General features: G+C 67.7%; 10 protein-coding genes and 1 tRNA gene. 3 read left to right on the forward strand and 8 right to left on the reverse strand.

The genetic code is table 11. From position 1 onward, the window contains the following. Positions 1-405 precede the first annotated feature (405 nt). Complete coding sequence (locus KGA65_RS13610; RefSeq protein ID WP_225863671.1) at positions 406-1,623, forward strand: NAD(P)/FAD-dependent oxidoreductase; 1,218 nt, start codon at positions 406-408, stop codon at positions 1,621-1,623. A gap of 63 nt (positions 1,624-1,686) precedes the next feature. Then, positions 1,687-3,240, forward strand: coding sequence for an NAD(P)H-hydrate dehydratase (locus KGA65_RS13615; protein ID WP_225863672.1), 1,554 nt, complete (start codon positions 1,687-1,689; stop codon positions 3,238-3,240). 18 nt (positions 3,241-3,258) lie between these two features. Here KGA65_RS13615 and rnr read toward each other — a convergent pair whose 3' ends face one another. Next, complete coding sequence (gene rnr / locus KGA65_RS13620) at positions 3,259-5,511, reverse strand: ribonuclease R (protein ID WP_375142645.1); 2,253 nt, start codon at positions 5,509-5,511, stop codon at positions 3,259-3,261. A 115-nt stretch (positions 5,512-5,626) separates the two neighbouring features. On the opposite strand from rnr, the gene KGA65_RS13625 reads away from it, so the two are divergent. Continuing rightward, a tRNA-Leu gene (locus KGA65_RS13625) sits at positions 5,627-5,711 on the forward strand. 168 nt (positions 5,712-5,879) lie between these two features. Here the strand turns inward: KGA65_RS13625 and KGA65_RS13630 are convergent. The 7 genes from KGA65_RS13630 to hflX all read right to left on the reverse strand — a co-directional run bounded on the left by KGA65_RS13630 (position 5,880) and on the right by hflX (position 12,762). Next, a complete protein-coding gene (locus tag KGA65_RS13630; protein ID WP_225863673.1) occupies positions 5,880-6,401 on the reverse strand; it encodes a phosphoribosyltransferase in 522 nt (173 codons plus the stop codon). 45 nt (positions 6,402-6,446) lie between these two features. Continuing rightward, complete coding sequence (locus KGA65_RS13635; protein WP_225863674.1) at positions 6,447-7,787, reverse strand: adenylosuccinate synthase; 1,341 nt, start codon at positions 7,785-7,787, stop codon at positions 6,447-6,449. 46 nt (positions 7,788-7,833) lie between these two features. Then, positions 7,834-9,000 (reverse strand): ATP phosphoribosyltransferase regulatory subunit, encoded by a 1,167-nt coding sequence (locus KGA65_RS13640; RefSeq protein WP_225863675.1) that lies wholly within the window; start codon positions 8,998-9,000, stop codon positions 7,834-7,836. A 65-nt stretch (positions 9,001-9,065) separates the two neighbouring features. Continuing rightward, positions 9,066-9,260: a DUF2065 domain-containing protein gene (locus tag KGA65_RS13645; RefSeq protein ID WP_225863676.1), complete on the reverse strand. Its 195-nt coding sequence runs from the start codon at positions 9,258-9,260 to the stop codon at positions 9,066-9,068. 18 nt (positions 9,261-9,278) lie between these two features. Next, a complete protein-coding gene (gene hflC / locus KGA65_RS13650) occupies positions 9,279-10,178 on the reverse strand; it encodes a protease modulator HflC (RefSeq protein ID WP_225863677.1) in 900 nt (299 codons plus the stop codon). Between the two features lie 24 nt (positions 10,179-10,202). Continuing rightward, entirely contained in the window at positions 10,203-11,579 is a 1,377-nt protein-coding gene (gene hflK / locus KGA65_RS13655) for an FtsH protease activity modulator HflK (RefSeq protein WP_225863678.1), read from the reverse strand. Further along, positions 11,533-12,762 (reverse strand): GTPase HflX, encoded by a 1,230-nt coding sequence (hflX, locus tag KGA65_RS13660; protein WP_225863679.1) that lies wholly within the window; start codon positions 12,760-12,762, stop codon positions 11,533-11,535. Before hflX ends, hflK begins: the two co-directional genes overlap by 47 nt. Positions 12,763-12,789 lie beyond the last annotated feature (27 nt).

The raw sequence follows: 12,789 nt of genomic DNA on the forward strand, positions 1-12,789 counted from the left end.
AACGCGACACCTTGAGACGCCGGTTTCGCAGTTGAGGCAGCGCCACCATGGCCACCGCCTGCCACCCGAGCCCTCAGCCGAGGGCCACAAGTAAACCGCAAGAGTATAGCAGAGACCACCCACCCTTTGACGACACGCTGACTGGCCGCGCGGCAGGATCGGTATCCAAACGCAAGGCACAATGCCAGCTGTCAACAACGCGATGCCGGGTTGGCGCTCACCGCTGCCTCCACGAACGGATGCCGGCGGAAGCACCTCAGGCGCTGGCGCACGGGTTCCGACCCTGTCAGCCCACCCGCAGCCTACCGATGCTTTCCCGGTTCCCGATCCGTTTCCGCCTCCGGATGGCGCCCGTGCGCGCCGCGGTTTCTTCTTCTTCTCTTTCGCCGTCCAGGAGTCTTTGAAGTGCACATTGGCATCGTGGGTGCCGGGCTGATCGGTGTCAGCACGGCGCTAGAACTCAGCCTGCGCGGCCATCGGGTCGAGGTGTTCGACCAGCGCAGCGGCATCGCGGCGGAATCCAGCTTCGCCGGTGCCGGACTGTGGTGCCCGACGGTGCTGCCCAGCCTGGGCCTGCACCCCGACTGGCGCCAACGTGCGCCCTGGAACCACTGGGCCCGCCGACAGGCCCAGGCCCGCAAGGCGCCGGTCTGGCGCGAGCGTCAGCAGACCCTGGTCCGGCTGGGTCAGCAGGGGCAGCAATGGCTCGACGCGCTGACCAGCTCCCACCGGCTGGAGTTCGAGCAGCGCCAGGGCTGGCTGATCCTGCGCCCGGATGCGCGCAGCCTGCGACAAGATGCGGCGGACACCAACCATCTGGACGCGCTGGGCCTGCCCTACCGGCTCCTGACCCCGAAGGAGCTGGGTGCCGTGGAACCCGCACTGCAACTGCAGGCGCCACCCGCTGGTGGTCTCTATCTGCCCGAAGTCCGCGTCATCAATGGGCGCCAACTCGCCCAACAGCTGCGCGCAGTCGCCCAGCAGCTCGGCACCGTCTTCCACCTGGGGACCGAGGTCAGCCAAATCGTGGCGGGCCGGCCTGCCACGCTGCGCTGGCAGCACCTGGGCGAAGCCCGCAGCGGCGAGACCCGCTTCGACGCGGTGGTTCTCTGCATGGGCACCGCATCATCGGCCGCCCTCCAGTCGCTGGGACTGCGCCTGCCGCTGTTCGCACGCCCGGGCGCCTCGCTGACGGCGCCGCTGTCGCTGCCCGAGGCCATGCCCGACCCCGGCCCCCAAGGGGCGGTGACCGAGTCCACCCAGGGGCTGACCCTGTCGCGGCTGGGCGTGCGGGTGCGCATCACCGACCCCTGGCTGGCCCCCGATGCACAAGGGCGCCCGTCGCTCCGCGCCCAGACCCGCATGTACGCCGCGCTTGAACGCTGGTTCCCGGAGGCGGGACACGGCGCACAGGTGCAGGCCTGGCAGGGCCAGCGCGCCAGCCTGCCCGATGACGCGCCGGTACTGGGCGCCAGCCCCTGGACGGGCGTGTGGTTGAACCTGGGCCACGGCGACCAGGGCAGCGCCCTGGCCGGGGGCAGCGCCCTCGCCCTGGCCGACGCCCTGCAGGGCGAGGCCATCGCGGACGACCTGCAGCTGCTGTCCTGCGAACGCTGGCGTTGAGCCCAGGCACATCGTGACAGGCGAGGCGGTGCAGGCCACACTGCGGGCATGACTTGCGCACCGATGCCGCGGCCTGTGTCCGCGCTGCCCACCCCCGCCCTGCACGACAGCCAGACCTCGCGCCAGATCGAAACCCTGGCCCTGGCCACACAGCCTGCGGCCGGTGCCCTGATGGCCCGTGCCGGATTGGCCGTGGCCCGGCTGGCATTGGCGCTGGGTCGCCCCACCGGCACCTTCTGGGTGCTGTGCGGCCCCGGCAACAACGGGGGTGACGGTCTGGTGGCGGCACGCTGGCTGCATCGGCACGGCCACACCGTGCGCGTGGTGTTCACCGGCCAGGCCGATACCCTGCCCCCCGACGCGTGCCAGGCCCATGCTGCCGCTCTGGCCGCTGGCGTGCTGTTCTGCGACACACCGCCGGACGAGGCCGCACAGGACGCCCCGCCTCGCCTGGTGATTGACGCCCTGCTGGGGCTGGGCCAGCGGCGCCCGCCCGCCGGCCGCCTGGGCGAACTGGTCACCTGGTGCAACCGCCAGGCCGGCCCCGTGCTGGCCGTGGACCTGCCCACCGGCCTGGATGGCGACACTGGCCAAAGCACCGGCGGTGCCGTGGTGCGCGCCACCGCCACCGTCTCGCTGCTGACGTTGAAACCCGGCCTGTTCACCGGCATTGGCCAGGACGTGGCTGGCACGGTGTGGTGGGACGACCTGGCCGCAGGCCAAGACATCGACCGCATCCCACCCACGGCCCGGCTCACCGAGGAGACCCGGGCTCGCCATCTGTGGCCCCTGCGGCTGCATCAGCAACACAAGGGCAGCTTCGGCGACCTGTGGGTGCTGGCCGGAGCCCCTGGCATGACCGGCGCTGCCTTCCTGGCGGGACGGGCGGGCCTGACGGGCGGTGCGGGGCGCGTGTATGTGAGCCTGCTCGATGAGCGCCCGGGCAGCCACTGGGATCCGATCCATCCGGAGCTGATGTTCCGGCCCGCCAGTGGCTGGCAGGCCGACGGCGTGCTGGAACAGGCCACCGTGGTGTGCGGCTGCGGCGGCGGAGAGGCCGTGGCCGAGGTGCTCCCCCAGGTCCTGCACCGCGCCCACCGGCTGGTGCTGGATGCCGACGCCCTCAACGCCATCGCGCAGGCCCCGGCCCTGCAGCAGGCGCTGCAACAGCGGGCCTCCCGGAGCCTGGCCACCGTGCTCACCCCCCACCCGCTCGAGGCCGCCCGTCTGGCCGGCCTGACCGTGGCCCAGATCCAGGGCGATCGCATCGCCCAGGCCTGCGCCTTGGCCAAGCGGTTCCAGGCCGTGGTGTTGCTCAAGGGCTCGGGCACCGTGATCAGCGCCCCTGGCGGCGCCACCTGGATCAACCCCACAGGCCACGCGGCACTGGCAACCCCGGGCAGCGGCGATGTGCTGGCCGGCTGGCTGGGCGCCACCTGGGCGGCCCAGCCTGAGCAGGGCGACCCGGTGCAGCAGGCCCACGACACCGCAGCGGCCACCGCCTGGCTGCATGGCCGGGCTGCCGAACAGCGGATCCCGCATCCCCGCCTGCCCTTGCTGGCCGGCGACCTGATTCAAGCCATGGCGGCTGCGCTTCAGGCGCCCGAAGCGGCCTGAAAGCGCAGCGCGGTCGCCTCAGCGCCGCTTGCTGCCGGACTTGCGTCCCACGCCGGTCTTGCGGGAAGCCCCCGGCGCGGCGGCCGAGGCGGGCGCGGCCACCGCAGCCTGCGGCTTGACCGCAGCCGGCCGGCTCCCCTTTCGGGCGGCCTTGGCGGCGCGCTTGTGACTGCGGTCGGCCTGTTCAACCTCGGCCAGTTCGTCCACCGCCCGTCGGTTGCCGCGCCCTGTGCCGGTAGATTTCCGAGACGCTGAGGCGCCTGCCAGCTCCCCATCGCGCACCATGCGGAAGTCGATGCGTCGGCCGTCCAGGTCGACCCGGCTGACCTGGATGCGCACGCGGGTACCGATGACATAACGCAGGCCGGTGCGCTCGCCACGCAGTTCCTGCCGCACCTCGTCGTAGCGGAAGTACTCGCCGCCCAGCTCGGTGATGTGCACCAGGCCTTCGACATACAGCGCATCCAGGGTGACGAACACGCCAAAGCTGGTGACCGCGGTGACGGTGCCGCTGAATTCCTCACCCAGGCGCTCGCGCATGTAGCGGCACTTCAGCCAGGCCTCCACATCCCGAGAGGCCTCGTCAGCCCGCCGTTCGTTCGCGCTGCAATGCTCGCCGGCAGCTTCCCAACGCTCGGCCTCCGCCTGCTGCACCTTGGTCAGCTTGCCGTTCTTGCGGGCGGGTGCCGGGCCCAGTTCGCCCTTTCCCAGGTGGTAGCGCTTGCCTGCCAGAATGGCCTTGAGCACCCGGTGCACCAGCAGATCCGGATAACGCCGGATCGGGCTGGTGAAGTGGGCGTAAGCGTCATAGGCCAGCCCGAAGTGGCCGCTGTTGACCGGCGTGTAGAGCGCCTGCTGCATCGTCCGCAACAACATGGTGTGGATCTGCACCGCATCCACCCGGTCTTTGGTGGCCACCGAGATGGCCTGGAACTCGGCCGGCGTGGGCTCCTCGCTCAAGGACAGGCCGATGCCCAGCGTCTTGAGATAGTTCTGCAGCGTCAGCCGTTTCTCGGGCGTCGGCCCTTCGTGCACGCGGAACAAACACGGGTGCTGGTGCTGGTTGATGAAATCCGCCGCGCAGACATTGGCGGCCAGCATGGCCTCCTCGATCAGACGGTGGGCCTCGTTGCGCACCCGCGGCACGATCTTCTCGATGCGGCCGTTCTCATCGCAGACGATCTGTGTCTCGGTGGTGTCGAAGTCCACCGCGCCGCGCCGTTCACGCGCCTTGAGCAGACCGCGGTAGACCTCGTGCAGGTCCAGCAGTTGCGGCATCAGCGCACTGCGCTTGGCGGCCTCCGGCCCCCGGCTGTTGGTCAGCGCGGCCGCCACCTCGGTGTAGGTCAGCCGCGCGTGCGAGCAGATCACCCCCGGATAGAACTGGTAGGCCGTCACCTCGCCCACATCGCTCACCACCATGTCGCAGACCATGGTCAGTCGATCCACCTCGGGATTGAGCGAGCACAGGCCGTTGGAGAGCTTCTCCGGCAGCATCGGGATCACCCGGCGCGGGAAGTAGACGGAAGTGGCCCGCTCGTAGGCATCCCGGTCCAGCGGCGCGCCCGGCGTCACGTAGTGGGAGACATCGGCGATGGCGACCAGCAGACGCCAGCCCTTGACGGCCTTCGCACCGCGTCCCGTGGTGAAAGGCTCGCAATAGACGGCATCGTCGAAGTCGCGTGCATCCTCGCCGTCGATGGTCACGAAGGGCACGTCGCGCAGGTCCACCCGCTGCTTCAGGTCGGCCGCCTTGAGCTTGTCGGGCAGGGCCGCGGCCTGGGACAGGGTTTCGGGCGAGAAACGGTGCGGCACCTCGTACTTGCGCACCGCGATCTCGATCTCCATGCCCGGGTCGTCGATCTCCCCCAACACCTCGCTGACCCGCCCCACAGGCTGCGAGTACATCGAGGCCGGCTCGGTCAGCTCGACCGCCACCACCTGCCCGGCCGCCGCATTGGCAATGCCGTTCTTCGGGATCAGGATGTCCTGGCCATAGCGCTTGTCTTCCGGCGCCACCAGCCAGACGCCGTTCTCGAAGAGAAGCCGACCGATGATCGGCGCCTTGCGGCGCTCCAGGATGTCGAGCACCCGCCCCTCGGGCCGCCCCTTGCGGTCCAGGCGCAAGATGCGCACCCGCACCCGGTCGCGGTGCAACACCGCGCGCATCTCCTGCGGCGAGAGGTAAATGTCCCCCTCCCCATCGTCCCGGCGGACGAAGCCGTGTCCATCCCGGTGTCCCAGCACGACGCCGTCGACATCGCCCAGCATGGTGCCGGTCTGCACGCCGGCACTTGTGTTTTGTTTTGCTTTAATGGTATAGTCCTATCTTTCGCTTCACCGCTACCCCAACAGGGTCGCTGGCGAAGCCACAAAATCCTGAAATGCCCAGGTGGCGGAATTGGTAGACGCACTAGTTTCAGGTACTAGCGGGTAACTCCGTGGAGGTTCGAGTCCTCTCCTGGGCACCAAGAATAACGAGAATTTCTCGGATGTTCTTCTTTCGAAGGCCGGCACGATGTGTCGGCCTTTTTGTTTGGTGCTTTCTGTGCCGTGGCAGCCACGGGCAGCACCACCTGAAGGGATCGACCGGCAACCACGCAGTGAACCTGGACTGTGGCGGCCGGCCGAGACACGCATCAGATCGCGTGCTTGCGTTCCAGACCCTCGGGACGCATGGTGTCGTACTCTTCGAAGGGCTGGTGAATCCAGGGACTGGTGACCAGCTCTTCGATGTAGTAGTCCGGCTTGTAGATCGACACCGATTTGGTCCAGATCACGGCCGAGCGCAGTTCGGCGATCTGCGGCATGCCGCGCAAGCGCTCCACCACGGCCTTCAGGGTCTCGCCAGAGTCCGCCAGGTCATCCACCAGCAGCACACGCCCGGCCAGCTCGCCCTTGGGCAGGGTGATGTACTTGGCCATGTCCAGGCGCCCCTGGATGGTGCCCGACTCAGCCCGGTACGAACTGGTGGACATGATCGCCAGCGGCTTGTCGAAGACGCGCGACAGGACATCGCCCGGCCGCATGCCGCCTCGGGCCAGACACAGGATCTGGTCAAACTGCCAGCCGGAATGGTGCACCTTCAGGGCCAAGCGTTCGATCAGCAGGTGGTACTCGTCCCAGGACACGTAAAGATGCTTGCCGTCGTCGGTGAGCATGGGTTCTCCAATCAATCAGGGTGCAGGTGTGGCGCCGGTGGGCGCTCAGGCCTTGTAGGGGTGGCGCAGCAGGATGGTGTGGTCCCGGTCGGGGCCGGTGGAGACCATGTCGACCGGTGCGCCGATGAAATCCTGCACCCGCTCCAGGTAGCGGCGCGCATTCAGCGGCAGGTCATCCCAGCGCGTCAGACCGAAGGTGCTGCCCTCCCAGCCCGGGAAGGTCTCGTACACCGGCTCGCAGGCGGCGATGTCGTCCGCATCCAGCGGCAGGATGTCGATCTCCAGTCCGTTCAGGCGATAGCCCGTGCAGACCTTGATCTCTTTCAGGCCATCCAGCACGTCCAGCTTGGTGATGCACAGGCCGGAAATGCCGTTGATGATGATGGCGCGCTTGAGGGCGGCCGCATCGAGCCAGCCGCAGCGACGGGCCCGGCCGGTCACCGTGCCACGCTCGGCCCCCACGGTGGACAGGTGATGGCCCACGGTGCCTTCGGCATGGATGTCCAGCTCGGTCGGGAACGGCCCCGAACCCACGCGGGTGGTGTAGGCCTTGGTGATGCCCAGGATGTAGTGCAGCATCTGCGGGCCCAGGCCCGAACCGGCCGCGGCATTGCCGGCCACGCAGTTGCTGGAGGTGACGTAGGGGTAGGTGCCGTGGTCGATGTCCAGCAGCGTGCCCTGTGCACCCTCGAACAGCAGGTTCTGACCGGCCAGGTGGGCCTTGTGCAGCGCATAGCCCACGTCGGCCAGCATCGGGCGCAGCACCTCGCCCATGGCCATGGCCTGGTCGAAGATCGGCTGGAAGGCCAGTTCCTCCGCCTTCAGGTAGCCCTTGAGAACATAGTTGTGCAGTTCCAGCAGCTCGCGCAGCTTGGCCGCGAAGCGCTCGGGGTGCTTCAGATCCTGCACGCGCAGCGCACGGCGCGCCACCTTGTCCTCGTAGGACGGACCGATGCCCTTGCAGGTGGTGCCGATCTTGCCGGCACCGCTGGTTTCCCGCAGGGCCTCGCGGGCCTTGTCCACCGCCACATGGAACGGCAGGATCAGCGGGCATGACTCGCTGATGTACAGGCGCGAACGCACGTCCAGGCCGATCTTTTCCAGGCGCTCGATCTCACCCAGCAGATGGGTCGGATCCACCACCACACCGTTGCCGATGTAGCAGGCCACCCCTTCGCGCATGATGCCCGAGGGGATCAGCTGCAGCGCGGTCTTCACGCCCTTGATGACCAGCGTATGGCCGGCGTTGTGGCCGCCCTGGAAGCGCACCACGCCCTGGGCGTGGTCCGTCAGCCAATCCACGACCTTGCCCTTGCCCTCATCACCCCACTGGGTGCCGACGACGACGACGTTGCGCCCGCGCGCGAAAGTGTTGCCTTGTTGCATGGCGTTCTAACGATTCAAAAAAAACGGGATGTGCAGCAGGGAGCGCTCACAGCGCACGCACCTGCCAACGGCCATCGACCAGGCTGAGCACCCGGTCGCAATCGAATTCCTGGGTTTCCTGCTCGTGCCCGGGCAGCACGCAGACCACGGTTTCCCCCTGCTGCCGCAGCTGGCGGATGGCGGCACGCAACGCGTCGTCCTCGGCCCAGGGGGCCCGGACGGCGGCACGCACGCGGCCGGCCGGCACCAGCGCGGCCAGGTTCTTCAGGTCGATCACACTGAAGCCCACGGCGGGCCGGTTACGGCCGAACACGGCGCCGATCTCGTCATAGCGTCCACCGCGCACCAGCGCATCGGCCGAGCCCGCGCCGTAGATGGCGAAGCGCACACCGCTGTAATAGGCGTAGCCGCCCATGTCCGACAGATCGAAGCCCAGCTGGACCTCGGGGTTGGAGCGCCGCAGATGACGCGCCAGCCAGGCCAGATCGTCCAGCGCCGCCTGGATGGGCCCCCGCGTCGGCAGCAGCGAACGGGCCTGCGCCAGCACCTCGTCACCACCGTAGAGGTCCAGCAAGGCCACCAGGCCTTCTCGGGTCTCGGCCGGGCAGCGTGCGGCCAGGGCACGCACGGCACTGCCGTCCTTGGCGGTCAGGGCCGCCACCAGTTCCGTCAGCGCTTCGCTGTCGAGCAGGGCCCCGGCCAGCACCGAGCGCACGATCCGGGCATCGCCCAGGTCGATCGTCAGATGCGGCACCCCCGCAGCCTTGAGGCCGTCGAGCGCCAGCTCCTGCACCTCCAGCTCGGCTTCCAGGCCGGCATGGCCGAAGATTTCAGCGCCGAACTGCAGCGGCTCACGCGTGGCGTAGAGACCGGCCGGGCGGGTGTGCAGCACCGGCCCGCAGTAACACAGGCGGGTGACACCCTGCCGGTTCAACAAGTGGGCGTCGATGCGGGCCGCCTGTGGCGTCGTGTCGGCGCGCAAACCCAACGTGCGGCCACTGAGCTGATCAACCAGCTTGAAGGTCTTCAGATCCAGCTCACGACCGGTGCCCGACAGCAGGGAGTCCAGATGCTCCAGCAGAGGAGGCATCACCAGTTCGAAACCGTAGCCGCGCGCCAGGTCAAGCCATTGGCGGCGCAACTCCTCAATGCGTCGAGCCTCGGCGGGCAGGACATCAGCAATATGCTCTGGCAGCAGCCAAGCAGAGGACATGAAATGGCACCGGGGTTAAAAGCAGCATTGTACAGACCCTGGCAGGGCCTGACATGCTGGCCAACTCAGCCTGCCTGCCACCAGAGCAGCAAGGTGGTCAGCCCCAGCGCCAGACTGAGCAGCCCCAGAAAACGGATCTGACCATCGCTGAGCTGCGTGGCCCGCTCGAACACGGCGCGCCAGCGCTGCGGACTCAGAAAGGGCAGCAAGCCTTCCATCACCAGCATCAGCCCCAGGGCGGTCCAGAACAGATCACCCATGCGCTCAGCCCTTTCAACTCACTTGTGCTTGGGCGCCCCACCACCCGCAGCAGCACCACTGCCGCGCATGGCCTTGAAGAAGTCCGAACTCGGATCCAGGACCATCACGTCGCTCTTGCTGTGGAAGCTGGCCCGGTAGGCCTCCAAACTGCGGTAGAACTGGGCGAACTGCGGATCCTTGCCGAAGGCTTCGCCGTACAGCGCGGAGGCCTGGGCATCCCCCTCGCCCTTGATCTTCTGCGCATCCCGGTAGGCCTCGGCAATGATCACCTCGCGCTGCCGGTCGGCATCGGCGCGGATCTTCTCGCCTTCGGCCTGGCCTTGCGAGCGCAACTCGTTGGCCACCTGCTTGCGCTCGGACTCCATGCGCCGATAGACCGAATCGGTGATGTTGGCCACGAAGTCCACGCGCTTGATGCGCACATCCAGGATCTCAATGCCGAAGGAGTTGGCCTCTTCCACCAACCGGGCCTTGACGTCGTTCATGACCTTTTCACGCGCAGTGGCCAGCACCTCGCCCACGGTGCGCTTGGTCACCTCCTCGTTGAAGGCCGCCTGCACCACCGGGCTCAGCCGGTTTTCCAGGATGCGGATGTCCGTGCCGTTGTTGCGAATGAACTGACGCGGCTCACGGATGCGCCACTTCACCAGCCAGTCGATCACCAGGCTCTTCTTCTCCGCCGTGAAGATCGGACGGCTCTCCGGGCTGTCCAGGGTCTGGATGCGACGGTCGAGGAACACCACGTTCTGGAACGGCGGCGGCAGCTTGAACTTCAGCCCCGGCTCGGTGATGACCTCCCGGATCTCACCCAGCGCGTAGACCACCGCCACCTGGCGCTGATCGACCACGAACATCATCGAGGCAGCCAACATCAGGGCCACCAGGACGCCCCCCACCAACAGTGCAATGCGATTCATCGTGTTCTCGTCCTGGAGGATGCTTCAACGGGTTTCCCGGTCACGGCTGCGTGCGCCATCCCGGCTGCGGGCATCCTGCCCATTGCTGTCCGGCAGGGTCACGGCCGGCGCCGCAGGCGTGGTGCTGGCACCTGCCGGGGCCGTGGCGGCGCCACTGCCCGACTGCTGAACGATCTTGTCCAACGGCAGGTACAGCAGCGGCGAAGAGGCCTTGGCATCCACCATCACCTTGGTGACGCTCGAGTAGACCTCGCGCATCGTGTCGGTGTAGAGCCGGTCGCGGGTGACGCCAGGCGCCTTCTGGTACTCGCGGTACACCGACAGGAAGCGTTGCGAATCACCCTCCGCCTGCGCCACCACCCGGGCCTTGTAACCCTGCGCTTCCTCCGACAGGCGGGCGGCAGTGCCTTGCGCCTTGGGAATCACGTCGCTGGCGTAGGCCTGGCCTTCGTTCTTGAAACGGTCGCGGTCGGCGCCGGCCTTCACCGCATCGTCAAACGCGGCCTGCACCTGTTCGGGCACCTGCACGTTCTGCAGGTTCACATTCTTGATACTGACGCCCGCATTGAGCCGGTCCATCTGGTTCTGGATGGACTTGACCAGATCCGCGGCAATCGCGTCGCGCCGCTCATAGAGCACCCCGTCCACCTTGCTGCGGCCGACGATCTCGCGCACGGCCGATTCGGCCGCCTGCACGATGGCCTGATCGGTGTCGCGGTTCTCGAACAGGAAGGCCCGCGCATCCTTGAGCGTGTACTGCACCGTGAAACGGATGTCGACGATGTTCTCATCCTGCGTGAGCATGGAGGAATCCCGCAGCCCGGTGGCCGAGACCACGTTGCTGCCCCCCACCTCGACGGACCGCAGCTGCGTCACCGGGACCATCTCGTGCGCCTGGATGGGATACGGCAGCCGCCACTGAATGCCGGCCCCGAGGGTCGCGCTGTAGCGACCGAAGGTCGTCACGACGGCCTGATGGCCTTCCTGCACGATGAAGGCACCACTGCCCAACCAGATCAGCAGCACCACGCCGGCGATCAGCCCCACGCCCTTGCCCGCGCTCTTCATGTCTGGCTGGAAATTCGGGCTGTTGCCGCCTTCCGGTGAAGAGGGCCCGCCGGACTTGCCGCCGAACAGGTTGGAAAGCTTGCGGTTGAAGTCACGCCAGAGCTCGTCCAGATCCGGCGGGCCGTCGTTGCGGCCGTTGCTCAACACCACAGAGGCGCCACGCAGCCGCGCCAACCCGCCTGACAACAAGGCACGGGCAGCCTGCGTCAGGGCGGTCAGCCGTTCCGGCCAGGGGGTGGAGGAAAGGGTGTGCTCGCGCATCGTCTTGCCAATGAAGAATTCGGGGTCAATGATAGCCAGCGGCTCGTCCGGGACCGGCAGTGGGCGTGCCATCGGGCAACACCTGCACCTGTCCGTCGTCGGCCGGCGAAGGTGGCGGCACCGCGTGCTCGGCAATCATCTGGCGCAGCAGGTCCAGCCCCTCACCCGTCAAGGCGCTGACGAAGACACGCGGCACCCGATGCCCGGCACCCAGTTCCAGTTCGTCGCGCAGGGCCCGGGGCCGCTGGGCCGGCTCGATCGCGTCGAGCTTGTTGTAGACCAGGATCTGCGGGATGCCCTCGGCGCCGATCTCCTCCAGCACGCGCTCGACCTCCACCTGCTGCTCATGCAGCAGCGGGCTGGATGCATCGATCACATGCAGCAGCAGGTTGGCATCGGCCGCCTCCTGCAGGGTGGCCTGGAAGGCCTCGACCAGCTTGTGAGGCAGATCGCGGATGAACCCCACGGTGTCAGACAGCGACACCGACCGACCGGCCTCGCCCAAGTAGAGCGAGCGCGTGGTGGTGTCCAGCGTGGCAAACAGCTGATTGGCTGCGTAGCTGCGGGCCTTGGTCAGCGCGTTGAACAGCGTGGACTTGCCGGCATTGGTGTAGCCCACCAGAGAAACCCGGAAGGTGCCACTGCGTTCGCGGGCCCGACGCTGCGTGCCACGCTGGCGCTTGACCTTCTCCAGGCGCTCCTTGATCGACTTGATCCGGTCGCCGATCATGCGGCGGTCCAATTCGATCTGGGCTTCGCCCGGGCCACCGCGTGTGCCGATGCCGCCCTGTTGACGTTCCAGGTGGGTCCAGCGCCGCACCAGCCGCGTCGCGATGTACTGCAGCCGCGCCAGCTCGACCTGCAACTTGCCTTCGTGGCTCTGGGCACGCGCCGCGAAGATTTCAAGGATCAGCGCCGTGCGATCCGACACTGGCACGCCCAGGTGGCGCTCCAGGTTGCGTTGCTGGGCCGGTGAGAGCGCCTGGTCGAAGATGACCCCATGGGCGCCATGGGCCTGGACCAGCAGCTTGATCTCGTCCGCCTTGCCCGACCCGACAAAAAGCGCCGGATCGGGTGACTTGCGCTTGGCCAGCACCTTGCCGACGACCTGATCGCCCGCCGATTCGGCCAGCAGACCGAGCTCGTCGAGTGTCGGATCGAAGGAGGAACCGGGGCCCAGATCGACGCCCACCAAGACAGCCCGCGCCTGACCGGAGGCCTGCGCGGTTTCGCTGCTGAACGTGGCGCTCGTCACGATCGCGATGCCCCGGTGCTGGGGACG

Source organism: Ideonella benzenivorans, assembly GCF_020387415.1.
Classification (GTDB): Bacteria; Pseudomonadota; Gammaproteobacteria; order Burkholderiales; family Burkholderiaceae_C; genus Ideonella; species Ideonella benzenivorans.